Raw genomic sequence first — 25,523 nt, 5'->3', positions numbered from 1 at the left:
CCCCCGGAGCCAGCCCCGCCCCCGGAGCCAGCCCCGCACGCGGAGCCGAACCCACTCCAGTACCCCTGCCCGGACCTGACGGCGGCGGGCAGCTTGGTGTCGGTCAGGGGCCCGGTGGTGGGCTGCGGGAGCGTTGGCGACTCGTGTTGCGGGCGTTGTCGCTGCGGGACACCGCGCCCGGTGTCATCCGTGGACGGGCCGTGCGGCTCCTGCTGGACGACGGCGCGCTGCGGCCCGAGGAGGCGGCCCGCCTGATGGGGCTGGCGCTCTCGCCGGGTACGCCGCCCGCCGCTGCCGCCGCCTGGGTCGAGGGGTTCGCGGGCGGCGGGGGCGGGCTGCTGCTGGTCCACGACGAGCGGCTGCTCGGCCTGCTCGACACCTGGCTGACCGGGGTGCCGGCGGACGCCTTCACGGACGTCCTGCCGCTGCTGCGGCGCACCTTCGCGGCGTACGAGCCGGGGGTCCGCAGAACCCTCGGCGAACTGGTCCGGCGCGGTCCCGGCGACCGTCCGGGCGCACCGTCCGCCCGCACCGCCGCCGTCCCCGGCTTCGCCGCCGAACCGGACACCGGGCGTGCGGACGCCGTGCTCCCGGTGCTACGGCTGCTGCTCGGCGCGGACCCGGTCGAGGGCGCCGCCGGTGGGAACGGGACGCACGGCATGGCACACGGCACGGCGCACGGAACGACGGAGGGTGCGGTGGAGCACGGGAGTCTCGCGGAGGCGGGCGTATGACGTACGGGGCGGTCGACGCGGTGGCGGGGCCGGGGGCGGAGAGCGACCCGGCGCGGGAGCGGTTGCGGCGGTGGCGGCTGGTGCTCGGCGGGGACCAGGCCGACGGCACCGGGTACGCGCTGTCCGGGCGGGACGCGGCGATGGACGGCACGCTCGCGGCGCTCTACGGCAGGAGCGACAAGGCGCCGTCGGGCCAGGGCCGGTCGGCGGGGCTCGGCGCCTCGGCGCCGTCCGTGGCGCGCTGGCTCGGGGACATCCGCCGCTACTTCCCGTCCTCGGTCGTCCAGGTCATGCAGCGCGACGCCATCGACCGGCTGGGTCTCGCCGCTCTGCTGCTGGAGCCGGAGATGCTGGCGGCGGTGGAGGCCGACGTGCACCTGGTCGGCACGCTGCTCTCGCTGCACAAGGCGATGCCGGAGACGACGAAGGAGACGGCCCGCGCGGTGGTGCGCAAGGTGGTCGAGGACCTGGAGAAGCGGCTCGCCACCCGCACCCGGGCCACCCTCACCGGTGCCCTGGACCGCAGCGCGCGCGTCCGGCGCCCGCGCCACCACGACATCGACTGGAACCGCACCATCGCGGCCAACCTCAAGCACTACCTGCCCGAGCACCGCACGGTCGTACCGGAACGGCTCGTCGGCTACGGGCGGGCCGCTCGGTCGGTGAGGAAGGAGGTCGTGCTCTGTGTCGACCAGTCCGGGTCGATGGCCGCGTCCGTGGTGTACGCGTCGGTGTTCGGGGCGGTCCTCGCCTCGATGCGGTCGATCAGCACCCGGCTGGTGGTCTTCGACACGGCCGTCGTCGACCTCACCGACCAGCTGGACGACCCCGTCGACGTGCTCTTCGGCACCCAGCTCGGCGGCGGCACGGACATCAACCGGGCGCTCGCCTACTGCCAGGCGCGGATCACCCGGCCGGCCGAGACCGTCGTGGTGCTCATCAGCGACCTCTACGAGGGAGGCATCCGCGACGAGATGCTCAAACGGGTCGCCGCGATGAAGGCGTCCGGGGTGCAGTTCGTGACGCTGCTCGCGCTGTCGGACGAGGGGGCGCCCGCGTACGACCGCGACCACGCGGCGGCGCTCGCCGCGCTCGGGGCGCCCGCCTTCGCGTGCACGCCCGACCTGTTCCCCGAGGTGATGGCGGCGGCGCTGGAGAAACGGCCACTGCCGATACCCGACCCGGCGTGAGGACGGCCGCGGCGGGAACCCGGCAGCGGGAGTGAGTGGTGAGGACGGTCCCGCGGACCGGTCGCACCCGGTGGCCGAAGCCGTCGGCCGGTCGGGGCGCCACGCGGGACCGTCCAGGGGCTCACCGGACCCGCCCCGGCCCGGTGAGACCTCGTACACCCCCGTCGAACACCCGGCACACCCCCGTCGGACACCCGACGCACCCCCGTCGAACACGCGACGGCACCCCCACGACGGCACCCCGTGCCAGAGAATCCGGCATCATGTGACAGGTATCACCGCTCGTGTGTGACCCTCGATTTAGGGAGCCCCCGTCAGCGGCGATAACCTGCGAGACGGACATGCCGCGCGCTCGGACACCGTGTGCGCCTCCCTTGTGACAAGCGGACGTCACGTTGCCCTTCGCGGCACGCCCACGCATCCAACGAACCGCGAGATCACTGATAGGGACGGAAGCGCGTGGACCTGTTCGAGTACCAGGCGAGGGACCTCTTCGCCAAGCACGATGTACCGGTGCTGGCCGGTGAAGTCATCGACACGCCTGAGGCGGCGCGCGAGATCACCGAGCGGCTCGGCGGCAAGTCCGTCGTCAAGGCGCAGGTGAAGGTCGGTGGTCGCGGCAAGGCCGGTGGCGTCAAGCTGGCCGCCTCCGCGGACGAGGCCGTCGCCCGTGCGACGGACATCCTCGGCATGGACATCAAGGGCCACACGGTCCACAAGGTCATGATCGCCGAGACCGCCCCGGAGATCGTCGAGGAGTACTACGTCTCCTTCCTCCTCGACCGTGCCAACCGCACCTTCCTCTCCATCGCCTCCGTCGAGGGCGGCATGGAGATCGAGGAGGTGGCGGCCACCCGTCCGGACGCCGTCGCCAAGACGCCGATCGACCCGATCGACGGTGTGGACGAGGCCAAGGCCCGGGAGATCGTCGCGGCCGCCAAGTTCCCGGCCGAGGTCGCGGACAAGGTCGCGAACGTCCTGGTCAGGCTCTGGGACACCTTCATCAAGTCGGACGCCCTCCTGGTCGAGGTCAACCCGCTCGCGAAGGTCGCCTCCGGTGAGGTCATCGCCCTCGACGGCAAGGTGTCGCTGGACGACAACGCCGAGTTCCGTCACGACTGGGACGAGCTCCACGACAAGGCCGCGGCCAACCCGCTCGAGGCCGCTGCCAAGGAGAAGGGCCTCAACTACGTCAAGCTCGACGGCGAGGTCGGCATCATCGGCAACGGCGCCGGTCTCGTGATGAGCACCCTGGACGTCGTCGCGTACGCCGGTGAGAAGCACGGCGACGTGAAGCCCGCGAACTTCCTGGACATCGGCGGTGGCGCCTCCGCCCAGGTCATGGCGAACGGCCTGGAGATCATCCTGGGCGACCCGGACGTCAAGTCCGTCTTCGTCAACGTCTTCGGCGGCATCACCGCCTGCGACGAGGTCGCCAACGGCATCGTGCAGGCCCTGAAGCTCCTGGAGGACCGCGGCGAGAAGGTCGAGAAGCCGCTCGTCGTCCGCCTCGACGGCAACAACGCCGAGCTGGGCCGGAAGATCCTCACGGACGCCAACCACCCGCTGGTGCAGCGCGTCGACACCATGGACGGCGCGGCCGACAAGGCCGCCGAGCTGGCCCACGCCGCCAAGTAAGCACTCAGGACGAGGACACCAACACACCATGGCTATCTGGCTCAACAAGGACAGCAAGGTCATCGTCCAGGGCATGACGGGCGCCACCGGCATGAAGCACACCAAGCTCATGCTGGGTGACGGCACCAACGTCGTGGGCGGCGTGAACCCGCGCAAGGCGGGTCAGACCGTGGACTTCGACGGCACCGAGGTACCCGTCTTCGGCACCGTCAAGGAGGCCATCGAGGCCACCGGCGCCAACGTCTCCGTCATCTTCGTACCGGAGAAGTTCACCAAGGACGCGGTCGTCGAGGCCATCGACGCCGAGATCCCGCTGGCCGTCGTGATCACCGAGGGCATCGCCGTGCACGACACGGCGTCCTTCTGGGCGTACGCCGGCAAGAAGGGCAACAAGACCCGGATCATCGGCCCGAACTGCCCCGGCATCATCACCCCGGGCCAGTCGAACGTCGGCATCATCCCGGGCGACATCACCAAGCCGGGCCGCATCGGCCTGGTGTCGAAGTCCGGCACGCTGACGTACCAGATGATGTACGAGCTGCGGGACATCGGCTTCTCCACCGCCGTCGGCATCGGTGGCGACCCGATCATCGGCACCACGCACATCGACGCCCTCGCCGCGTTCCAGGCCGACCCCGACACCGATCTGATCGTGATGATCGGTGAGATCGGTGGCGACGCCGAGGAGCGCGCGGCCGCGTTCATCAAGGAGAACGTGACCAAGCCGGTCGTCGGTTACGTCGCGGGCTTCACCGCGCCCGAGGGCAAGACCATGGGTCACGCCGGCGCCATCGTCTCCGGCTCCTCCGGCACCGCACAGGCCAAGAAGGAGGCCCTGGAGGCCGCGGGCGTCAAGGTCGGCAAGACCCCGACCGAGACGGCCAAGCTCGCGCGCGAGATCCTGAGCGCCTGAGCCTCCCGGCTCCCTTTCGGCAGGCCCGTTCCCCGGGGCGGGGGCGGGCCTGCCGGCGTTCGCAAGGGCCCGCCCCCCAGGTCACGGCCCGCATCCTGACGCGGAATCCCACGCCCCTCGCGGCCGCGCCCCTCACGGCGATCTCCGCGCCCCTCCCGGCCGGACCTCTCACGGCGATCTCCGCGCCCCTCACAGCGTTCGCCCCTCACCCCTCACAACGTCCCCCCACCCCTCACCGGAATACCGGTGCGAGTCTCTCCGGGCCGCTCGTCCCGGACCGGTGCAGCTTCGCCCGCAGCGCCCGCTCCTCCCGCGACAGCGGACCCATCGCCCCGGCCGGCGGCACGCCGCGCACCGCCTGCGCCGGAGCCACCGGTGCCTCGTACCGCGTCGGCGCCGTGCGCAGGGTGAGTGTCGTGGCGCCGACGATCGTCACCGTGAAGGCGATGGCCGCCCGGGTCCAGAAGACGTTCCGGCGTTCCCCGCAGGTCCGCACGGTCGTCGGCTTGACCGCGTGCAGCCGCTCGGCCGAGGCCAGCTCGAGCAGCCGGCGGTGCAGCGCGGCGGGATCGGCCAGCTCCGGCAGGAGCGCGGCCACCGCCTCGCGAGCGTGGGTCAGCCGGTGGGCGGCGGCCGGTGTGCTGGCCTCCGTCTCCGCCGCCGTCTCCGGCAGGTCGAGACCCACACCGTCGTACAGGACGAGCGTGCGCCGGTACGAGGGCGGCAGTCTGAGCAGGGCGTGCAGCAGTTCCCGGTCGGCGGGGTCGGCGGGCGGGGGCTCCGGGGACCGGTGGCGGGGGCGGAAGCGGTGCCAGGGGGAGAGGGCGCAGTCGTAGGCCACCGCCCGCACCCATCCCGCCGGGTCCCGGTCCCGGGCCACCTCCGGCCAGCGCTGCCAGGCCAGCTGGAAGGCCCGCTCCACGGCTTCGCGGGCCAGCTCCCGGCGCCCGGTGAGCAGGTAGGTCTGGCGTACGAGGGCCGGGGCGCAGAAGGCGTAGAGCGCGTCGAAGGCCTGATCGGGTGTCAGGGGCCGGGGGCGGTCGCCGGTGCCGGGCGCGGCGGCCCGTTGCTCCGGGTCGTCGGTCCCGGTGTCCGGACCCACCCGACGGGACTTGCGCTGAGCCGCCGTCAGCGGCCGGAACCGGCCCGGACGTCGGCGTTCGCCCGGTGGTGGCGGCTGGCCGGCAGGATTCTGCTTCGTCGTCACCATGCGCCCTTTCGTGCGAAAAAGAACATAAACATATATTGGGCGACACAGCGGGAGTTCGCCTGTTACGCCGGGAAAGCGCGTGTCGTTGGGAGCATGGCGTGCGTGATCCAGATGACCGCTCGCCGCTCGTCTCCGTCGCCCCTGCGGTCCCGGCTGCGCGACCGGCCGCCCGGACTCGCCGCGAGCCTGCTGGGCGGAGCCGTCGCCGCCGGGCTGGGCCTCGGCTCGCTGGCCGTGCTCGTCATGGTGCTGTGGGTCAGCTCGCCGTACCCGGACAGCGGACCGGACGGGGCGCTGCACATCGCCGCGGCCCTGTGGCTGCTGGGGCACGGCGTCGAACTCGTCCGCACCGGCACGCTCTCCGGGGCGCCCATGCCCGTCGGCGTCAGCCCGCTGCTGCTGCTCGTCCTGCCGGTGTGGCTGCTGTACCGGGCGGCCCGGGACGCCACCGACGCCTCCGTCGAGCCGGACGGACCTCCGCCGGTGCCGGCGCGCACCGCCTGGACGGGTGTGGTCCTCGGCTATCTGGGGGTCGGTGTCGCCGCCGGGCTGTACTGCTCGGGCGGCGAACTGCGCCCGCACTGGGGCTGGATGACGGTGTGTCTGCCGGCCATGGCGGCGAGCGTGGCCGGCGCCGGGGTGTGGTCGGCGTACGGCCATCCGCCCCAGCCCGTGCTGAGGGTGCTGGCGGTGCTGCCGGGGCCGGTGCGCCGGCTGGTGTCCGGCCCGGACGAGCCGGCCCGGCTGGGCGCGGCGGTACGCGCCGCCGGAGCCGCGACGGCCGTGCTCCTCGGCGGCGGGGCGCTCCTGGTCGGGGTGTCCCTGGTGGGACACGGCGAGTCGGCGCGGGCGTCCTTCCTCCAGCTGACGGAGGGCTGGACGGGACGGTTCGCCGTGCTGCTGCTCGGTGCCGCGCTGATCCCCAACGCGGCGGTGTGGGCCGCGTCCTACGCCCTCGGACCCGGCTTCGTCCTCGGCCCCGGCCATCTGGTCAGCCCGCTCGGCTCCGCTCCCGCCCCGCCGCTGCCGCCGTTCCCGCTGCTGGCGGCGGTGCCGGATCCGGGCGCCGGTACGCCGCAGCACTGGATGGTGGGGCTGGTGCCGGCGGTGGCCGGGATGACGGCGGGGTGGTTCGTGGCGCGGGCGGCCGTACGGCGGCCGGAGCCCGGGGAGCCGGTGCGGGCCCGCTGGTCGGCCCTTCAGACCGTACGGGTGGTGTTGCTGACGGCGATGGTCTGCGCGGTGGCCGTCGCCCTGCTCGCGGTGCTGGCGGGCGGCTCCCTCGGGGTGGCGGCGCTGTCCCGCCTCGGCCCGCCGTGGTGGCGGACCGGGGGAGCGGCCGGGGTCTGGACACCGGTGTTCGCACTGCCGGTGGCGTTGATCGCGCGAGCGTGGCGGCTGTACCGTCACCGGCCGCGGGGCGGCATCCCGGCGCAGGGCGCCGGGGCGGGAGCGGGGAGTACGGCCGTGCCGGGGGCGAAAGGCGGCGAGGCGGCCCTCGCGCCGACCGCCGGGGCGAAGCCGGGGACGCCCGGGGCGGCCGGACCCGGTGCGAACACCGGGGGAGCGGCGGTGACGGCGGAGCCGGGCAAGGGCGCGGCGCCCCCGGACCCGGCCGGTGCGGGGCGCGCACCCCTGGACCCGGCCGGTGCCGGGCGCACGGCGGGCGGCGACGGGGCACCGGCGCCGGGCGGCGGCAGGAGTGCCCAGGCCGCCGCCGATGCCGACGGCGCGTCCGGGAGCAAGGGGTGGGGGAGGGGCAAGGGGCGGACCGGAACCGGGGGTGCGGGCAGGCGCGGGACGCCGTCCGGCGACACCGACACCGACGCCGAGGCGGACCTGTACGACTTCGTTCCCGCGGCGGACCCGTTCCCGACGCCGTTCACCGAGCCCCTCGCCCCGGACCGGCACGCCGACGAAGCCCGCGCCTCCCGCCGGGCGGCCTTGAGGGAGGCCGGGATCCTGGACGTGCCCGGCCCGGCCGCCCGGCCGCGCAGCGGCCGGCCGCCCGTGGAGCCCCAGCCGGAGCCCCGCCCCGACCACCGGCCGGCCGCCCATCCGGACCCCGGTCCCGGCTCCCGGCCGGACCCCCGCCCGGGCGCCTGACCGGACCTCTTCGGGCGGGTGCGCGCCGGATCAGTCGTTCTGCGTGCCCAGCACGCCCCGGAGTTCGCGCGGGAGCATGGTGTCGCAGGACTGCTTCGCCTCGTGGGTGAGGGCGTCGCTGACACAGGTGTAGTAGTCGCGGTAGACCAGCTGGACGGTGAACGTCGACGCCACCAGGACCAGCGCCAGCGCCGCCGTGACCAGGCCGCCCACGGCCGCCGTCGTCTGGGGACGGCCGGGGGACGCCGCCGGGGCCGGAGGTGCCGCCTGGGTGCCGGTGGTGCCGGTGGTGCCGGTGGTGCCGGTGGTGTCAGGGGAGTCCGGGGCCGGGCGGCGCGGCTTGGCGCGCAGGGCGCTGATGCCCCAGTACAGAGAGAGGGCGCCCAGCAGCAGCGCCACGTACGGCCAGCTGAACAGGGCGAAGAAGACCGCCCACATACCGGAGAGCAGGGCGTACCGCGCGCGGCGCTGGGCCGGGTCCGTCGGGTCCCAGCGCATGCCGGGCCCGGCCGGTCCGCCGGGTCCCTGCGGTCTGCCGCCCGGCCGCTCGCCGAAGCCGCCGGGGGAGCGGCCGGGCTGCCGGTCGCTCCACTGGCCGCCCCAGCGCGGGCCGCCCCCGGTCCCGGAGTCCTGCCCCTGACCGTGGTCCTGTCCCGGACCGTGTCCGGCGCCGCCCGGTCCCTCGGAGTGCCGGGGCCGCCACGGCCGGTCCGGAGTCCCCTCCGGCGGCGGCGCGAACGGATTGTCGTCCTGCCGTGCCCCGCCCTGCCCGGAGCCGTCCCGCCCCGGACCGCCGGTCCCGGAACCGCCCTGCCCCGGGCCGCCGTTCCCCGCACCACCTTGGCCGGAACCGCCCTCACCGGAACCGCCCTGACCGGACCCGCCGCTCCCGGTGCCGCCCTGTCCCGCGCCGTCGGGGCCGCCGGGGGTGCGGGCCGGGGGCCAGGTCGGGCGCTCCCGCAGCAGCGCGGCGCCACGCTCGCCCCCCTGGGCCGGGCGCGGCGAGAACGTGAGGAGTCGCAGGCTGCGATCGGGCATCAAAAGAGCGTCTTCCCCTAGGTGACTACGGCAGTCCGACGTGAGCTTCCACCCCGTGAACGGTCCGCACGGCGACCGCGTTCCCGGGGTTGCTCTTTCGTGATTCCTTGCGAACGCTACCTGCCGCCCGGCCACCCGTCCCGAGGGGCCCGTCCGGAGTGCCGGTATCGTTGCTGACGGCCGGCCGCTTCGTAGACTTCCCCGTATACGGGGGCGTGAAGCATTCGTACGACTGTACAAACCGGCCGTACCCGGATCGCAAACCCGAGAAAGGGCCCCATGGTGGCCGCCACCTCCGCCGGCCCGGCAGTCAGGCGCCTCGTCGTGCTGGTCTCCGGCTCCGGCACCAACCTCCAGGCGCTGCTGGACGAGATCGAGCGCACCGGAGCCGAGTCGTACGGCGCGCGGATCGTCGCCGTGGGTGCGGACCGCGCCGGTATCGAGGGGCTCGCCCGGGCCGAGCGGGCCGGGCTGCCGACGTTCGTGTGCAGGGTGAAGGACCACGCCTCCCGCGAGGAGTGGGACGCGGCCCTCGCCGAGGCCGTCGCCGCGTACGAGCCCGACCTCGTCGTCTCCGCCGGCTTCATGAAGATCGTGGGCAAGCGGTTCCTGGCCCGCTTCGGCGGACGCCTCGTCAACACCCACCCCGCCCTGCTGCCGAGTTTTCCCGGCGCCCACGGTGTCCGGGACGCGCTCGCGTACGGCGCCAAGGTCACCGGCTGCACCGTCCACTTCGTCGACGACGGCGTCGACACCGGCCCGATCATCGCCCAGGGCGTGGTCGAGGTCCGGGACGAGGACGACGAGAGCGCGCTGCACGAGCGCATCAAGGAAGTCGAGCGAAGGCTGCTCGTCGAGGTCGTGGGGCGGCTCGCCCGCAACGGCTATCGCATCGAGGGACGAAAGGTAGTTATCCAGTGACCGCCGAGAACAAGCGGGCCATCCGTCGCGCGCTCGTCAGCGTCTATGACAAGACCGGGCTGGAGGAGCTGGCCCGCGGACTGCACGAGGCCGGTGTGGAGCTGGTCTCCACCGGGTCCACGGCCGGCCGGATCGCCGCCGCGGGAGTTCCCGTCACCAAGGTCGAGGAGCTGACCGGATTCCCCGAGTGCCTGGACGGCCGGGTGAAGACCCTGCACCCCCGGGTGCACGCGGGCATCCTCGCCGACCTGCGCCTGGACAGCCACCGCGAGCAGCTCGCCGAGCTGGAGGTGGAGCCGTTCGACCTGGTCGTCGTCAACCTCTACCCGTTCCGGGAGACCGTCGCCTCCGGCGCCTCGCCCGACGAGTGCGTGGAGCAGATCGACATCGGCGGCCCCTCGATGGTCCGCGCCGCCGCCAAGAACCACCCGTCCGTGGCCGTGGTCACCAGCCCCGAGCGGTACGCCGACGTCCTCGCCGCGGTCAAGGACGGCGGCTTCGACCTCACCGCCCGCAAGCGGCTGGCCGCGGAGGCCTTCCGGCACACGGCGGAGTACGACATCGCCGTCTCCTCCTGGTTCGCCTCCTCCTACGCGCCCGTCGACGAGTCCCGCTTCCCGGACCTCACGGCCGCCGCCTACGCCCGCAAGAACACCCTGCGCTACGGCGAGAACCCGCACCAGGACGCCGCCCTCTACGTCGACGGCACCGGCGGCCTCGCCGAGGCGGAGCAGCTGCACGGCAAGGAGATGTCGTACAACAACTACACGGACACGGACGCCGCCCGCCGTGCCGCGTACGACCACGCCGAGCCCTGCGTCGCGATCATCAAGCACGCCAACCCCTGCGGCATCGCGATCGGCGCGGACGTCGCCGAGGCGCACCGCAAGGCGCACGCCAGCGACCCGGTCTCCGCGTACGGCGGTGTGATCGCCGTGAACCGGCCGGTCAGCAAGGAGATGGCGGAGCAGGTCGCCGAGATCTTCACCGAGGTCATCGTGGCCCCGGACTACGAGGAGGGCGCGCTGGAGATCCTCACCAAGAAGAAGAACATCCGGGTGCTGCGCTGCCCCGAGGGCCCGGCGAACACGATCGAGGTCAAGCCGATCGACGGCGGCGCGCTGCTCCAGGTCGCCGACCGGCTCCAGGCCGAGGGCGACGACCCGGCCGACTGGACGCTGGCCAGCGGCGAGGCGCTGTCCGCCGAGGAGCTGGCGGAGCTGGCCTTCGCCTGGAAGGCGTGCCGGGCCGTGAAGTCCAACGCGATCCTGCTCGCCAAGGACGGCGCGTCGGTCGGCGTCGGCATGGGCCAGGTCAACCGCGTCGACTCCTGCAAGCTGGCCGTCGAGCGGGCCGGCGAGGAGCGGGCCCGCGGCTCCTACGCGGCCTCCGACGCCTTCTTCCCCTTCCCCGACGGCCCCGAGATCCTGATCGACGCCGGTGTCCGGGCGATCGTCCAGCCGGGCGGCTCGATCCGTGACGAGCAGGTCGTGGAGGCCGCCCGGAAGGCGGGCGTGACCATGTACTTCACGGGCACGCGCCACTTCTTCCACTGAGCGGCCCCCGACGCCCGTGCGGCCCCGCCCGTCCCGCGACGGGCGGGGCCGCACGCGTTCCGGGCGGCCGGAGTCCGTGCCCGCCGGACCGGGGAGGCGGGTTTCCGGAGAGGGGAGTTTTTCCCACCGACACCGCCACCTCCGCACCACCACAATGAGGTCGTACGACACAGCGGGGTACGGGGCCGGGTCCTGTCGTTCGACGACCGGACCCGAGGGGGGGGAGGAACGGGATGGACGAGCGCGCGGCGCGGTCCGGCGGGGTGCGTCCGCCGGAACCGGTGACGGGATTCTCGGTGACCGCGGGGCTGACGGGCCTGCGGCGGGCGATGACGCTGTACCGGATGTCGGTGGCGGCCTTGGGTCGTGCGCTCGCCGTGTCCGGCGCGCTCGGGCTGGCCGGTCCGGGCCTCGGCCTGGTGCCGCGGGCCATGCGGGGGGTGCGCGGGCTGGCCGGGCGGCAGCGGGAACTCGCCCGGCGCTGGGCGGGCGTGGAGATCCCGGGCCCGCCCGGACCGCTGCCGCCCGTACCCGCGGGTGCCTCCGGGGTGATCGCCCGCTACCGCTGGATCACCGGCGACCCGCAGACCCGGCGGGAGTACGTCTGGGCGCTCACGGACCCGATCGCGGGCGGCTTCCTGGCCTCGGTCCCGTCCGTGCTGGTCCTGAGCGGGCTCTGGGGCGTCTTCCTCGCCTTCTTCGGGGTGCGGCTGTCCGGCGCCTGGGACGGCCTGTGGTACTGGTTCGTCCCGGTCGGGGGCCCGTCCACGGCGGCGCTCGCCGGTGTCCTGGGCCTGCTCCAGCTGCCGCTGGCCCTGTGGGCGGCCCCGCGCCTGGTGCGCCGGCACGCCCTGTACACCAGGGCGATGCTGGCGCCCGGCGAGAGCGAGCTGATGGCCGGCCGGATCCGGCACCTGGCCGCCACCCGCTCCGCCGCGGTGGACACGCAGATGGCCGAGATCCGCCGGATCGAACGCGACCTGCACGACGGCGCCCAGGCCCGGCTGGTCGCGATGGGCATGACCCTGAACACGGCGGAGACCCTGCTGGAGACCGACCCCGAGGCCGTGCGCGCCCTGCTGGTCGAGGCCCGGCAGTCCTCCTCGGCGGCGCTGACGGAACTGCGCGACCTGGTCCGCGGCATCCACCCGCCGGTCCTCGCCGACCGCGGTCTGGCCGACGCCGTACGGTCGCTGGCCCTGACCTGCCCGGTGCGTACCGAGGTCCGGGCCGACCTGCCGGGCCGCCCCGCGGCGCCCGTGGAGTCCGCCGCCTACTTCGCCGTCTCCGAGATCCTCACCAACGTGGTCAAGCACGCGGGCGCCGAGCGGGCGCGGATCGGGCTCGGTCACGCTCACGGGGTGCTGCGCGTCACCGTGGCCGACGACGGGCACGGGGGCGCCGACGCCGCCCGCGGCACCGGCCTGCGGGGCGTCGAACGCCGGCTCGCCACCTTCGACGGGGTGCTGGCCGTGAGCAGCCCGGTGGGCGGGCCGACGATGGTGACGATGGAGATCCCGTGCGCGTTGTCCTCGCCGAAGACCACTTCCTGCTGAGGGACGGGCTGATCCGCCTGCTCGGGGCCCACGGCCTTGACGTGGTGGCCGCCGTGGACAACGGCGCCGAACTGCTGCGGGCGCTCGGCCGGGAGCGGCCGGACGTGGCGGTCGTCGACGTCCGGCTTCCGCCGGACTTCACCGACGAGGGCCTGCGCGCCGTCCTGGCCGCCCGCGAGGAGAACCCGGACCTGCCGGTGCTGCTGCTCTCCCAGTACGTCGAACCCCTCTACGCCCGCGAACTGCTCGCCGGCGGCGGCCGGAGCGTCGGCTACCTGCTCAAGGACCGTGTCACCGACGGCGTCCGGTTCCTGGACTCCATCCGGCGGGTGGCGGCCGGCGGCACCGCCATGGACCCCGAGGTCGTCTCCCGGCTGCTGGCCCGCAAGGAGCGCGACGCGTCCGTGGGCAGTCTGACCGGACGGGAGCGCGAGGTCCTCGAACTGCTCGCCCAGGGCCGCTCCAACGCGGGCATCGCCCAGGCCCTGTTCATCACCGAGAAGGCCGTCGCCAAGCACATCGGCAACATCTTCACCAAGCTCGGTCTCCTCCCGGCGGACGCCGACAACCGCCGGGTGCTGGCCGTGCTCGCCTACCTGGGCCGGTGAGGGGCGGGCGGGCCACGAGAAAAGCCGTGCGCCCGCCCGGGCGCACGGCTCTCGTCGGGTACGGCGAGGTCAGTTCTGGATGACCATGGTGCTCGCCGCCTTGTCGTGCCAGCCCTGCTGACGGCCGGACTTGTCCCAGAACGGGGACAGGTAGACGATCAGCTGGCCTATCCCGCAGGCGAAGCTGCCCACGATGGGGATGATCCAGCGGATGAACGACTTGCCGAGACCGGGCTTCCGGCCGTCCTCGACCTTCACCACCCGGATGCCGACGGCCAGCTTGCCGAGGGTCGCGCCGATCAGACCGGTCATCAGCCACTCGTAGACCAGGCCGATCACCGCCATGACGCCGATGGCCGCGAAGATCCCCGCACTGATGTTGTTGCCCGCGTTGTTGATGCAGGTCTCGTAGTCGGCCCCCGACGGGTCGCACTTCTTGGCCTCGCCGACGACACCGGCGACACCGGCGACGGCGAGGATCGCGTAGATCACGCCGAAGACGACGCCGTCGATCAGGCGGGCGCCGAAGCGGCGGCCCATCGAGGCCAGGCGCGGGCCCGTGCCGCCCGGGACACCGGGCGCCTGCGGGTAGCCGTAGCCGCCCTGCGGGGGGACGCCGGGCGCCTGCGGGTACCCGTAGCCGGGCTGCCCCTGCTGCGGGTAGCCGTAGGGCTGCTGGGGGTCGTGGGGCTGACCGTGGCCAGGATTGGGCGAGCCGTAACTCATGGCGGATTTCCTCCGTCGGCACTTCTGGGGACGGCGCGGAAGGCACGGAGGAACGTCAGCATCTGAGCGGTTTGCCCCCCAACCGGACCGCGGTACTGCGCCGATCATCGTCATGGCAACGGCTGAAATTTGTCCAGCCGGAACGGTCAGGCGTTGTGCAAGCGCAACATCACCGATCAAGCTGTGACACCCGGATTGGAACCGGGACCGCATCATCCGCGAGGATGGGGACATGACCGCCCAGATTCTCGATGGCAAGGCCACCGCAGCCGCGATCAAGTCCGATCTGACCGCCCGCGTGGCGGCGCTGAAGGAGAAGGGCGTCACGCCCGGCCTCGGCACGATCCTGGTCGGGGACGACCCCGGCAGCCAGAAGTACGTCGCGGGCAAGCACCGCGACTGCGCCCAGGTGGGCCTCGCCTCCATCCAGCGTGAACTGCCCGCCACCGCCACCCAGGAGGAGATCGAGGCGGTTGTCCGCGAGCTGAACGAGGACCCGGCCTGCACCGGCTACATCGTCCAGCTGCCGCTGCCCAAGGGCATCGACGAGAACCGCATCCTGGAACTGATGGACCCGGCCAAGGACGCCGACGGCCTGCACCCGATGAACCTCGGCCGCCTGGTGCTGAACGAGCCGGCCCCGCTGCCCTGCACCCCCAACGGCATCATCACCCTGCTGCGCGCCCACGGCGTGGAGATCAAGGGCGCCGAGGTCGTGGTCGTCGGCCGCGGTGTCACCATCGGCCGCCCGATGCCGCTGCTGCTCACCCGGCGCAGCGAGAACGCCACCGTCACCCAGTGCCACACCGGCACCCGTGACCTCCCTGCCCACCTGAAGCGCGCCGACATCATCATCGCGGCGGCCGGCTCCCCGCACCTGATCCGCGCCGAGGACGTCAAGCCGGGCGCGGCCGTGCTGGACGTCGGCGTCTCCCGCAACGCCGAGGGCAAGATCGTCGGCGACGTCCACCCGGACGTGACCGAGGTGGCGGGCTGGATCTCCCCGAACCCCGGCGGTGTCGGCCCGATGACCCGGGCGCAGCTGCTGGTCAACGTGGTCGAGGCGGCGGAGCGCAGTGCCGGCTGAGGACGCCCGCGGGCACGCGGAGCCCATCGTGCGCGACCCGGTCAGCGCCCCTGACGCCCAGGGGCGCGCGCGTCGCGTCACCCGTCGCTTCCCGCTGTTCACCCGGGACACCGCGCGGCCCGAGGGCGGCGGCCGGGCCGCGGCCGGCGACGCCCCGGCGCCCGCCCGGCAGTGGCCGCTGCTCACCGTCGTCGGCCTGGTGGCGGTCGGCCTGCTGGTGACCGCGCTGGACGCGTTCCGCGCGGGCACCGTGCTCATCGGCCTCGCGCTGCTGGCCGGAGCGGTGCTGCGCTGGCTGCTGCCGGACGTCGGCATGCTCGCCGTACGCTCCCGCTTCACGGACATCGTCACCTACGGCGTCCTGGGTCTGGTGATCCTGCTGCTGGCGCTGATGATCCAGCCCGACCCACTGCTGAAGCTGCCGTTCCTGAAGGACATCCTGCACTTCACGCTGACCAAGTAGCGCTCGCCGTACGGCAGGTGGCCCGCCTCTCCGCCCGGGGACGCGGGCCACCGTCGTACTCCGCCCGGCCCGACGGTACGACCGCCCCGCCCCGCGGCCCGGCCTCCCGGGCCGAACCGTCGTACCGCACCCGGGGGTTGGCGCCCCCTCGGCGGCCGGCCCCGTCCGGCCCGTGCCGCCCCCGCTCGGGTGCGCCGCGCTTCCGGAACTGGGATGATCCTTGGTCAGCGCACCCCCGTGGGTTACCGGGGGAGTGGCGCGCGATCGACAGCACGACCGGGGGAAGAGGGGGAAACCCATGCCTCGATGGAAAGCCTTGCCGGAGGATCTGGACCCGCAGATCAGGGAGTTCACCGGCCGGCTGCGGCAGCTCGTGGACCGCAGCGGTCTCGGCGTCGCGGCACTGGCCGACCGGACGGGCTACAGCACGACGTCCTGGGAGCGGTACCTCGGCGGGGGGCTGCTCGCGCCCAAGGGCGCGGTCATCGCCCTGGCCGAGGCCACCGGCTCCCCTCCCGGGCAGCTGACGACCCTGTGGGAGCTGGCCGAACGCGCCTGGAGCCGGGCGGAGAGGCGGCAGGGCGGCACCGGGGACGCGCTCCGCGTAGCCGAGGCCCGCGTGGCGCTCGGGGGCGGCGGGGCGGCGGCGGCACCGGTGGACCGGACGGAGGGCCGGCCCGCCGACCGCGCGGACACCGACAAGCGCGCGGGGAAGGGCGCCCCGGAGGGTTCCCCGGGAGGCGCCGGAGCGGGCGGCGGCCGGGGAACCGGACAGGACGGCGCTGCCACCGCCGTGCCGGGGACCGCCGGTCCCGCCGGCGTCTCGCCGACCCTGCCGGTCCGGCCGACGGCCCCTGACGTCGACGTCCGCGACGGCCGTTCCCTCGACGACCGGCTCCTCGACCGCCTGCCGGAGGGCACGGGCACCGTGGCCGCCGCCGACGGCGCGGACACCTCGGCCGGGAACTCCTGGGGGCTGGCCGGTTACCGGGGCCCGTCCCCGGCGAGCGCCCGCCCGGGCGCCCGGCCCCCCGCCCGCCCGAACGGCCCCGCCGACGACACCCCGTCCGGCCCCGCCGACACCCCGGCCCGCGCCTTCGGTGCCGCCCCGGGCCCGGGCACCGCGGACCCGGGCACCGCGGACCCGGACGACGGGCGGTCCCCGGCGCCGGAGGACGAGGGCCGGTGGTCCGCGCGCCGCCAGCAGGTGACGATGTTCCTCGCGGGTCTGATCGGTGTACTCGCGCTCATCGGCGGCGTCCTCTTCCTCACCCACCGGGACGGCGGGGGCCACGACGACCGGGACACGGCCGTGTCGCCCGCCCCGTCTGCCCCCGCCCGGACCAGCCCGCCACCCGGCGTCAAGTGCGCCGGTACCGCCTGCGCCGGCCGGGACGCCGAGGCGATGGGGTGCAGCGGCGACCTGGTGACCACCGCCAAGACCGCCACCGTCGGCGCCACCACCCTGGAGGTCCGCTACAGCAGGACCTGCGGCACGGCCTGGGGCCGGATCACCAGCGGGGCACCGGGCGACACCGTACGGGTGACCGTGGGCAAGGAGCGGCAGACGGGGGACATCACCGACGTCGGGGACACCATCGGCTACACCCCGATGGTCGTCGTACGGAACCCGGCGCAGGCCAGGGCCTGTGCCACGCTCGCCTCGGGCCTGACCGGGTGCACGGAGTGAGCCGCGCGGACGGGCGGCCCGGCGGGGAGGGGGACCCGGAGGAGGAATTTCCGGAACGGGGCGCATGACGGGCCGGATTCCGGGAACGCGAACCGTACCCCCACGGGAGTCCGGTCTTCCGGCACCCCCCTCGGCGGCCGTCCAGTCTCTCCTCTCCCGGACGACGGACGGCCGCCGCCGTGCGCCGGACCGCCCCGCCGAAACGCCCCACGCCTTGTGGGGTGGGCCACAGGGCCCCGTACGTCTCGCATGCCGGATGCGCGATAGCCTGACCGCTGGATCTCTCTTGATACCAAGAGATCGATCATCCGCCCGGGGCAGGGACGCCCCACCGCCAGCTGTCATACGGAGAACGCCATGACCCGCACTCCCGTGAACGTCACCGTCACCGGCGCGGCCGGCCAGATCGGTTACGCCCTGCTCTTCCGCATCGCCTCCGGCCAGCTGCTCGGCGCGGACGTGCCGGTCAAGCTGCGGCTCCTGGAGATCACCCCCGCGCTGAAGGCCGCCGAGGGCACCGCGATGGAGCTGGACGACTGCGCCTTCCCGCTGCTCCAGGGCATCGACATCACCGACGACCCCAACGTCGCGTTCGACGGCGCCAACGTGGCCCTGCTGGTGGGCGCCCGTCCGCGCACCAAGGGCATGGAGCGCGGTGACCTGCTGGAGGCCAACGGCGGCATCTTCAAGCCGCAGGGCAAGGCCATCAACGACCACGCCGCGGACGACATCAAGGTGCTCGTCGTCGGCAACCCGGCCAACACCAACGCGCTCATCGCGCAGGCCGCCGCGCCGGACGTCCCGGCCGAGCGCTTCACCGCGATGACCCGTCTGGACCACAACCGCGCGCTGACCCAGCTCGCGAAGAAGACGGGCTCCACGGTCGCCGACATCAAGCGCCTGACCATCTGGGGCAACCACTCCGCCACCCAGTACCCGGACATCTTCCACGCCACGGTCGCCGGCAAGAACGCCGCCGAGGTCGTGAACGACGAGAAGTGGCTGGCCGAGGACTTCATCCCGACCGTCGCCAAGCGCGGTGCGGCGATCATCGAGGCCCGTGGCGCGTCCTCCGCCGCCTCCGCCGCCAACGCCGCCATCGACCACGTGCACACCTGGGTCAACGGCACCGCCGAGGGCGACTGGACCTCCATGGGCATCCCGTCGGACGGCTCCTACGGCGTCCCCGAGGGCCTGATCTCCTCCTTCCCGGTCACCACCAAGGACGGCAAGTACGAGATCGTCCAGGGCCTGGAGATCAACGAGTTCTCCCGCGCCCGCATCGACGCCTCCGTCAAGGAGCTGGCGGAGGAGCGCGAGGCGGTCCGCGGCCTCGGCCTCATCTGACATCCGCGTGGTGCGGCCCCGGCGGCCGGTGCGCTATAGTTGATCACGCACCGGCCGCCGGGAAACCGGCACCAGGTGATGCGTTGGTGGTCCAAGGAAAGACGCCCCGCTTCCTGCGGGGAAATGCAGGTGCAAGGCCTGCCCGGCGCTCCGCATACGAGGTCCCCTCCCGCACTCGCGGGAGGGGACCTCGTCGTTTCCGGAGCCGAACGGCTCCACGGCGGCCCGGCCCGGCCCCTCCGCCCGGCTGCCCGGCCGCCGTCCCGCCACCCTGCCGTCCCGTCGTCCCCGTCGGCAGCCGTTGCGACGGGCGTCCACGCCCTCCGCCCGCCCGTCCCGCCGTGAAGATCGGCCGGTTGCCGGTTTCCAGCCGTTATCCCCCCTGTTTTCCGTGACCCCGCGCACTTTCCGCCATCGATTGCGCATGCGAAGTCCGGGCCTGGGCAGGCGGTCGCGGTCCCGCACTGTGACACGACTGTGACACAGGGGCACGGAACAGGAACGGAAGGCGACACCGATCATGGCGGACAGAACGGAACGACACGCCCAGGCGACCATCCACGCGGGCGGCGAGTGGTGGACGGCGATCTCCGGCGCGACCCGGGAGATCCTCGACCCCGCGGACGCCCGCCCGTTCGCCGTGGTCGCGGAGGGCGCCGAGGAGGACGCCGAGCGCGCGGTGGCCGCCGCCCGGCACGCCTTCGACCACGGGCCGTGGCCGCGCACCCCGGTCGCCGAACGCGCCGCCCTGCTGCGCCGCGTCGCCGGGCTGCTGGCACGCGACCGCGAGGAACTCGGCCTGCTGGAGAGCCGGGACGCGGGCAAGACGCTCGAGGAGGGCCGCGTCGACATCGACTGCGTCGCCGACGCCTTCCGCTACTTCGCCGACCTGGTCGCCGCCGAGGCGCCCGGCCGGGTGGTCGACGCGGGCTCGCCGGACGTCCACAGCGTGGTCGTACACGAACCGGTCGGCGTCTGCGCGCTGATCACCCCCTGGAACTACCCCCTCCTCCAAGCCAGTTGGAAGATCGCCCCGGCGCTCGCCGCGGGCAACACCTTCGTCGTCAAGCCCAGCGAGATCACCCCGATGACGACCATCGCGCTGATCGGCCTGCTGACGGAGGCCGGCCTGCCCGCCGGCGTCGCCAACCTCGTCACCGGCCCCGGCCACACCGTCGGCGCCCGGCTCGCCGAGCACCCCGGCGTCGACCTGGTCTCCTTCACCGGCGGCCTGGCCAGCGGCACCAAGGTGGCCCAGGCCGCCGCGCCCACCGTCAAGAAGGTCGCCCTCGAACTCGGCGGCAAGAACCCCAACGTCGTCTTCGCCGACGCCTGCGCCACCGAGGAGGGCTTCGACACCGCCGTGGACCAGGCCCTCAACGCGGCCTTCATCCACAGCGGCCAGGTCTGCTCGGCCGGCGCCCGCCTCATCGTCGAGGAGTCCGTCCGGGACCGCTTCGTCACCGAACTCGCCCGCCGCGCCCGGCGGATCCGCCTCGGCCGCGGCACCGAGGACGGCGTCGAGTGCGGCCCGCTCGTCTCCGAGCAGCAGCGCGCCAAGGTCGAGGCGTACGTCGCCTCCGCGCTCGCCGATGGCGCGGTGCTGCGCTGCGGGGGCAAGCGGCCCGCCCCTGACGGCACCCGCCCGGAGTCCGGCTGGTTCTACGAGCCGACCGTCCTCGACGCCTGCCACCGCGGGATGAGGGTCGTCCGCGAGGAGGTCTTCGGCCCGGTCCTCACCGTCGAGACCTTCCGCACCGAGGAGGAGGCCGTCCTCCTCGCCAACGACACCGAGTACGGCCTCGCCGGCGCCGTCTGGAGCACCGACCCCGCGAAGGCCCGCAGGGTGGCGTCCCGGCTGCGCCACGGCACCGTCTGGATCAATGACTTCCACCCCTACCTGCCGCAGGCGGAGTGGGGCGGCTTCGGCAGGAGCGGCACCGGCCGCGAGCTGGGCCCCGCCGGGCTCGCCGAGTACCGCGAGACCAAGCACGTCTACCAGAACCTCGCGCCGAAGCCGGTGCGCTGGTTCGCCGGCTGAGCCCCACACCGCACCGGCGAACCAGTGGACGCAGCCCCTACGTCCTCCCACCCCCGAGGAGTAACCACCCCATGCCCGGTCACACCCACGAATTCGACTACGTCGTCATCGGCGGCGGCACGGCGGGCTCGGTCATCGCCTCCCGCCTCACCGAGGACCCCGGCGTCACCGTCGCCGTCATCGAGGGCGGCCCGAGCGACGTCGGCCGCGACGACGTCCTCACCCTGCGCCGCTGGATGGGCCTGCTCGGCGGCGAACTCGACTACGACTACCCGACGGTGGAGCAGCCCCGCGGCAACTCCCACATCCGGCACAGCCGCGCCCGCGTCCTCGGCGGCTGCTCCTCCCACAACACCCTCATCTCCTTCAAGCCCCTGCCCTCCGACTGGGACGAGTGGGAGCGGGCCGGTGCCGAGGGCTGGGGCGCGGCCTCCATGGAGCCCTACTTCGCCCGGCTGAAGAACAACATCGTCTCCGTCGACGAGAAGGACCGGAACGCCATCGCCCGCGACTTCGTCGACGCGGCCCGGTCGGCGCTCGGGGTGCCCCGGATCGAGGGCTTCAACCGCGAGCCGTTCACCGAGGGCGCCGGCTTCTTCGACCTCGCCTACCACCCCGAGGACAACAAGCGCTCCTCCGCCTCCGTGGCCTACCTGCACCCGGTGCTGGACGAGCGCCCCAACCTCCGCCTCTTCCTGGAGACCTGGGCGTACCGGCTGGAGCTGGACGGCACCCGCGCCGAGGGCGTCCACGTGCGCACCAAAGACGGCGAGGAGTTGCTGGTGAGGGCCCGGAACGAGGTCGTCCTGTGCGCCGGCGCCGTCGACTCCCCGCGCCTGCTGCTGCACTCCGGCATCGGCCCGCGCCGGGACCTCGAAGCGCTGGGCATCCCCGTCGTCCACGACCTGCCCGGCGTCGGCGAGAACCTGCTCGACCACCCCGAGTCGGTCATCGTCTGGGAGACCCACGGCCCGATCCCGGAGAACTCCGCGATGGACTCCGACGCCGGTCTGTTCGTGCGCCGCGACCCCGGGCACGCGGGCCCGGACCTGATGTTCCACTTCTACCAGATCCCGTTCACCGACAACCCCGAGCGCCTCGGCTACGAACGCCCGGCGTACGGCGTCTCGATGACCCCGAACATCCCCAAGCCGAGAAGCCGCGGCCGCCTCTACCTGACCAGCGCCGACCCGTCGGTGAAGCCCGCCCTCGACTTCCGGTACTTCACCGACGAGGACGACTACGACGCCCGGACCCTGGTCGACGGCATCCGCCTCGCCCGCGAGATAGCCGGGACCGAGCCGCTGGCCGGCTGGCTCAAGCGCGAGGTGTGCCCCGGACCGGAGATCGTCGGCGACGCCGAGCTGAGCGAGTACGCCCGCAAGGTGGCGCACACCGTCTACCACCCCGCCGGCACCTGCAAGATGGGCGCCGCCGACGACGGACTCGCCGTGGTCGACCCGGACTTGCGCGTCCGGGGTCTGTCCGGCATCCGCATCGCCGACGCGTCCGTCTTCCCCACCATGACCGCCGTGAACCCGATGATCGGGGTGCTCATGGTCGGGGAGAAGGCCGTCGACCTGATCGGAGGTGACCTGCGATGACTCTCACCGTCCCCACCCGCAAGCCCCCCACCGCGGCCGACCCCGTCTTCTCGGTGTCCGGCCTGTGGAAGGTCTTCGGCCGGAAGCCGGAACGCGTCCCCGCCGACCCCGCGCTCAGCGCGCTGGACCCCGCCGAGCTGCGCGCCCGCACCGGCTGCACGGCGGCCGTCCGGGACGTCTCCTTCGACGTCCGCAAGGGCGAGGTCTTCGTCGTGATGGGCCTGTCCGGCTCCGGCAAGTCCACCCTGGTGCGCTGTCTGACCCGGCTGATCGAGCCGACGGCGGGCACCATCGCCATCGACGGCGAGGACGTCCGCGCGATGGACAAGGGCCGGCTGCGCGAACTGCGCCGGCACCGGGCCGCGATGGTCTTCCAGCACTTCGGCCTGCTCCCGCACCGCACGGTCCTCGACAACGTCGCCTACGGCCTGGAGATCCAGGGCGTCGGCCGCTCCGAACGCCGGGAGCGCGCCGCCGAGTTCGTCGCCAAGGTCGGTCTGGAGGGCATGGAGCGGCGCCGCCCCGGCCAGCTCTCCGGCGGCCAGCGCCAGCGCGTCGGCCTGGCCCGCGCCCTGGCCGTCGACCCCGAGGTGCTGCTCTTCGACGAGCCGTTCAGCGCCCTGGACCCGCTCATCCGCCGGGACATGCAGGACGAGGTGACCCGGCTGCACCGCGAGGAGGGCCGCACCATGGTCTTCATCACCCACGACCTGAGCGAGGCCCTGAAGCTCGGCGACCGCATCGCCCTGATGCGCGACGGCCGCGTGGTCCAGCTGGGCACCCCCGAGGAGATCGTCGGCGCCCCGGCCGACGACTACGTCCGCGCGTTCGTCCGGGACGTCCCGCGCGAGCAGGTGCTGACCTGCCGTACGGCCATGCGCCCGGCGTCCCCCGGGGACGCGGAGAACGGCCCGGCCGTCCGCCCGGAGGCCACGGTCGCGGAGGCGATCGAGGCGGTGGCGAGAGCGGGCTCCCCGGCCCGGGTGATGGACCGGGGCCGCTGCCTCGGGGTGGTCGACCACGAGCGCCTGATCGGCGTCGTGGCCGGCGTGACCGCCCCGGTCACCGGCACCGCCCCGGTCACCGGCACCGCCACCGGCGCCGCCGGGATCACCGGCACCGCAGCGGCCGCCGACACCACCGGCCCGGAGGTCGTCTGATGGCCACACTCACCGTCTCCGCCCTTCGCACCGGCAAGCCCCGCGTCCTGCGCAGCCGGGCCGCGGGCAAGCTCCTGCTGCTCGCGCTCTTCGCCGCCGTACTGGTCCCCTTCCTCAGCCGCTGGGGCGGCGGAAGCTGGCCGCACGCCCTGACCGTCAGCCTCGACCGGCCCCTCACCACGGCCAGCGACTGGGTGATCGACAACCGGGACAGCCACCCGCTCTTCCTCTACTTCCTCGGCCACGTCAGCAACGCCGTCGTGCTCGCCGTCCGCGCCGTCTACCTCACCCTCCTGGCCGCGGGCTGGGCCGGCGTCACGGCGTTCGGAACCCTGCTCGCCTGGCGCGTCGCCGGTCCCCGCCTGGCGGCCGGAACGGCGGTCGCCCTGCTGGCCTGCGGGGCGCTCGGCATGTGGGTCCCCACCATGCAGACGCTCGCCCTGATGGTCGTGGCGGTCCTCGCCTCCGTCCTCGTCGGCGTGCTCCTCGGCCTCGGCGCGGGCCTGTCCGACCGGCTCGACCGCGCCCTGCGCCCGGTGCTGGACACCATGCAGGTGCTCCCCGCCTTCGCCTACCTCCTCCCCGTCGTCCTGGTCTTCGGCATCGGCGTCCCCGCGGCCGTCCTCGCCACCGTCGTCTACGCCGCCCCGCCGATGGCCCGCCTCACCGCGCTCGGTCTGCGCGGCGCCGACCCCGAGGTCCTGGAGGCCGTGGAGTCGCTCGGCGCCACCCGCCGCCAGCGGCTGCTGACCGCCCGGATCCCGCTGGCCCGCGAGGAACTCCTGCTGGGCCTCAACCAGACGATCATGATGGCGCTGTCCATGGCCGTCATCGCCGCCGTCATCGGCGCCGGCGGTCTCGGCGACCGCGTCTACCAGGCACTCGCCTCGGTCGACGTCGGCGCCGCGCTCGCCGCGGGCATCCCGCTGGTGCTGCTCGCCATCGTGCTGGACCGGGTGACCGCTGCGGCAGGCGCCGGCGGCACCCGCCCGAGGACCATCGGCCGGTCCTACGCCCTCGCCGTCACCGTGGCCGTCGCGCTCGCCGCCCGCCTCCTCGGCGCGCTCGACTGGCCCGCCGGCTGGACGCTCGGCATCGCCGCGCCGGTCAACCGCGCCGTCGACTGGATGACCGGCCACCTCTACTCCGGCGTCCCGGTCGTCGGCGGCACGGCCGACTGGGCGGGCCACTTCACCACCTGGGTCCTGGACCCGGTCCGCGACGGCCTCCAGTGGCTGCCCTGGTGGGCGGTGCTGCTCCTGGTCGCCGCCCTGGCCTGGCCGATCGGCACCTGGCGCACCGCGCTGACCGCCGTCCTCGCGATGGCCGCGATCGGTGTGCTCGGGGTGTGGGAGCCGTCGCTGGACACCCTCTCGCAGGTGCTGGCCGCCGTCGCCGTCACCCTGGTGCTGGGCTTCGCCACCGGTGTGGCCGCGGCCCGCAGCGACCGTGTCGACCGCGCCCTGCGCCCGGTCCTGGACGTCTTCCAGACCATGCCGCAGTTCGTGTACCTGATCCCGGTCGTCGCCCTGTTCGGCGTCGGCCGGGCCCCCGCCGTCGCCGCGGCCGTCGTCTACGCCCTCCCGGCCGTCGTGCGGATCACCGCGCAGGGCCTCGGCCAGGTCGACCAGGCGGCGCTGGAGTCCGCGCGCTCGCTCGGCGCGACCGGACGGCAGCAGCTCTGGCAGGTGCAGCTCCCGCTCGCCCGGCGCGCGCTGCTGCTCGCCGTCAACCAGGGCGTGGTCCTGGTCCTCGCCGTCGTCATCATCGGCGGTCTGGTCGGCGGCGGCGCGCTCGGCTACGACGTCGCCTTCGGCCTCGCCCAGGGCGACCTGGCGACCGGCCTGGTGGCCGGCGCGGCCATCGTCTGCCTGGGCCTGATGCTCGACCGGGTGACCCAGCCGACCGGGCGGCGCGCGAAGAAGGGAGCGTGAC

At 73.9% G+C, this 25,523-nt stretch carries 19 protein-coding genes and 1 pseudogene; 17 read left to right on the top strand and 3 right to left on the bottom strand.

Features of this window, described 5'->3' with window-relative positions; genetic code table 11:
* Nucleotides 1-113: 113 nt before the first annotated feature.
* The 4 genes and pseudogenes from IF37_RS0120675 to sucD form a co-directional block, all read left to right on the top strand.
* A pseudogene (locus tag IF37_RS0120675) lies at nt 114-734 on the top strand (DUF5682 family protein); the annotation flags it as partial.
* A complete protein-coding gene (locus IF37_RS0120670) occupies nt 731-1,924 on the top strand; it encodes a VWA domain-containing protein (RefSeq protein ID WP_052845287.1) in 1,194 nt (397 codons plus the stop codon). The pseudogene IF37_RS0120675 and the gene IF37_RS0120670, both read left to right, overlap by 4 nt.
* A 459-nt stretch (nt 1,925-2,383) precedes the next feature.
* Nucleotides 2,384-3,562 (top strand): ADP-forming succinate--CoA ligase subunit beta, encoded by a 1,179-nt coding sequence (gene sucC / locus IF37_RS0120665; protein WP_030744589.1) that lies wholly within the window; start codon nt 2,384-2,386, stop codon nt 3,560-3,562.
* Nucleotides 3,563-3,590: 28 nt separating this feature from the next.
* Nucleotides 3,591-4,475: a succinate--CoA ligase subunit alpha gene (gene sucD / locus IF37_RS0120660; protein ID WP_030744586.1), complete on the top strand. Its 885-nt coding sequence runs from the start codon at nt 3,591-3,593 to the stop codon at nt 4,473-4,475.
* A gap of 232 nt (nt 4,476-4,707) precedes the next feature.
* Here sucD and IF37_RS0120655 read toward each other — a convergent pair whose 3' ends face one another.
* The gene (locus tag IF37_RS0120655; protein ID WP_367647103.1) at nt 4,708-5,685 is read right to left on the bottom strand and encodes an RNA polymerase sigma factor; all 978 of its coding nucleotides are present in this window, start codon (nt 5,683-5,685) and stop codon (nt 4,708-4,710) included.
* A 93-nt stretch (nt 5,686-5,778) separates the two neighbouring features.
* On the opposite strand from IF37_RS0120655, the gene IF37_RS0120650 reads away from it, so the two are divergent.
* Entirely contained in the window at nt 5,779-7,791 is a 2,013-nt protein-coding gene (locus tag IF37_RS0120650) for a DUF6350 family protein (protein WP_173456933.1), read from the top strand.
* Nucleotides 7,792-7,821: 30 nt separating this feature from the next.
* On the opposite strand, the gene IF37_RS0120645 is transcribed toward IF37_RS0120650, so the two are convergent.
* A complete protein-coding gene (locus tag IF37_RS0120645) occupies nt 7,822-8,829 on the bottom strand; it encodes a hypothetical protein (RefSeq protein ID WP_030744582.1) in 1,008 nt (335 codons plus the stop codon).
* A gap of 279 nt (nt 8,830-9,108) precedes the next feature.
* On the opposite strand from IF37_RS0120645, the gene purN reads away from it, so the two are divergent.
* The 4 genes from purN to IF37_RS0120625 all read left to right on the top strand — a co-directional run bounded on the left by purN (nt 9,109) and on the right by IF37_RS0120625 (nt 13,470).
* Nucleotides 9,109-9,750 (top strand): phosphoribosylglycinamide formyltransferase, encoded by a 642-nt coding sequence (gene purN, locus IF37_RS0120640; RefSeq protein ID WP_030744580.1) that lies wholly within the window; start codon nt 9,109-9,111, stop codon nt 9,748-9,750.
* Nucleotides 9,747-11,306 carry a bifunctional phosphoribosylaminoimidazolecarboxamide formyltransferase/IMP cyclohydrolase gene (gene purH / locus IF37_RS0120635; RefSeq protein WP_030744578.1) on the top strand — a complete coding sequence of 520 codons (1,560 nt, stop codon included), beginning with the start codon at nt 9,747-9,749 and terminating at the stop codon, nt 11,304-11,306. Before purN ends, purH begins: the two co-directional genes overlap by 4 nt.
* A gap of 233 nt (nt 11,307-11,539) precedes the next feature.
* Complete coding sequence (locus IF37_RS0120630; protein WP_030744576.1) at nt 11,540-12,862, top strand: histidine kinase; 1,323 nt, start codon at nt 11,540-11,542, stop codon at nt 12,860-12,862.
* A complete protein-coding gene (locus IF37_RS0120625) occupies nt 12,826-13,470 on the top strand; it encodes a response regulator transcription factor (protein ID WP_030744574.1) in 645 nt (214 codons plus the stop codon). Before IF37_RS0120630 ends, IF37_RS0120625 begins: the two co-directional genes overlap by 37 nt.
* A gap of 69 nt (nt 13,471-13,539) precedes the next feature.
* On the opposite strand, the gene IF37_RS0120620 is transcribed toward IF37_RS0120625, so the two are convergent.
* Nucleotides 13,540-14,196, bottom strand: a complete 657-nt coding sequence (locus tag IF37_RS0120620; RefSeq protein ID WP_030744571.1) for an RDD family protein — start codon at nt 14,194-14,196, stop codon at nt 13,540-13,542.
* 232 nt (nt 14,197-14,428) lie between these two features.
* On the opposite strand from IF37_RS0120620, the gene IF37_RS0120615 reads away from it, so the two are divergent.
* The 8 genes from IF37_RS0120615 (at nt 14,429) to IF37_RS0120580 (ending at nt 25,522) form a co-directional block, all read left to right on the top strand.
* Nucleotides 14,429-15,283 carry a bifunctional methylenetetrahydrofolate dehydrogenase/methenyltetrahydrofolate cyclohydrolase gene (locus tag IF37_RS0120615; protein ID WP_030744569.1) on the top strand — a complete coding sequence of 285 codons (855 nt, stop codon included), beginning with the start codon at nt 14,429-14,431 and terminating at the stop codon, nt 15,281-15,283.
* Nucleotides 15,273-15,746 (top strand): DUF3017 domain-containing protein, encoded by a 474-nt coding sequence (locus tag IF37_RS0120610; protein WP_030744566.1) that lies wholly within the window; start codon nt 15,273-15,275, stop codon nt 15,744-15,746. The genes IF37_RS0120615 and IF37_RS0120610 overlap by 11 nt, the downstream gene beginning before the upstream one ends.
* Before the next feature lie 316 nt (nt 15,747-16,062).
* Nucleotides 16,063-17,436, top strand: a complete 1,374-nt coding sequence (locus IF37_RS0120605) for a DUF2690 domain-containing protein (RefSeq protein ID WP_367647101.1) — start codon at nt 16,063-16,065, stop codon at nt 17,434-17,436.
* Between the two features lie 357 nt (nt 17,437-17,793).
* Nucleotides 17,794-18,783, top strand: coding sequence for a malate dehydrogenase (locus IF37_RS0120600; protein ID WP_030744562.1), 990 nt, complete (start codon nt 17,794-17,796; stop codon nt 18,781-18,783).
* Nucleotides 18,784-19,303: 520 nt separating this feature from the next.
* Complete coding sequence (locus IF37_RS0120595; RefSeq protein ID WP_030744560.1) at nt 19,304-20,824, top strand: aldehyde dehydrogenase family protein; 1,521 nt, start codon at nt 19,304-19,306, stop codon at nt 20,822-20,824.
* Nucleotides 20,825-20,895: 71 nt separating this feature from the next.
* Nucleotides 20,896-22,428 carry a GMC family oxidoreductase gene (locus IF37_RS0120590; RefSeq protein ID WP_030744558.1) on the top strand — a complete coding sequence of 511 codons (1,533 nt, stop codon included), beginning with the start codon at nt 20,896-20,898 and terminating at the stop codon, nt 22,426-22,428.
* Nucleotides 22,425-23,588 (top strand): glycine betaine/L-proline ABC transporter ATP-binding protein, encoded by a 1,164-nt coding sequence (locus IF37_RS0120585; protein WP_052845284.1) that lies wholly within the window; start codon nt 22,425-22,427, stop codon nt 23,586-23,588. The genes IF37_RS0120590 and IF37_RS0120585 overlap by 4 nt, the downstream gene beginning before the upstream one ends.
* On the top strand, nt 23,588-25,522 hold the full coding sequence (locus tag IF37_RS0120580; protein WP_030744554.1) for an ABC transporter permease subunit: 1,935 nt from the start codon (nt 23,588-23,590) through the stop codon (nt 25,520-25,522). The genes IF37_RS0120585 and IF37_RS0120580 overlap by 1 nt, the downstream gene beginning before the upstream one ends.
* Nucleotide 25,523 lies beyond the last annotated feature (1 nt).

The sequence above is a fragment of the Streptomyces sp. NRRL S-31 genome (assembly GCF_000718775.1).
In the GTDB taxonomy this organism is placed as follows: domain Bacteria; phylum Actinomycetota; class Actinomycetes; order Streptomycetales; family Streptomycetaceae; genus Streptomyces.
Note: the sequence above shows the minus strand (reverse complement) of the source record. Positions and strands in the feature narration are given on the sequence as shown.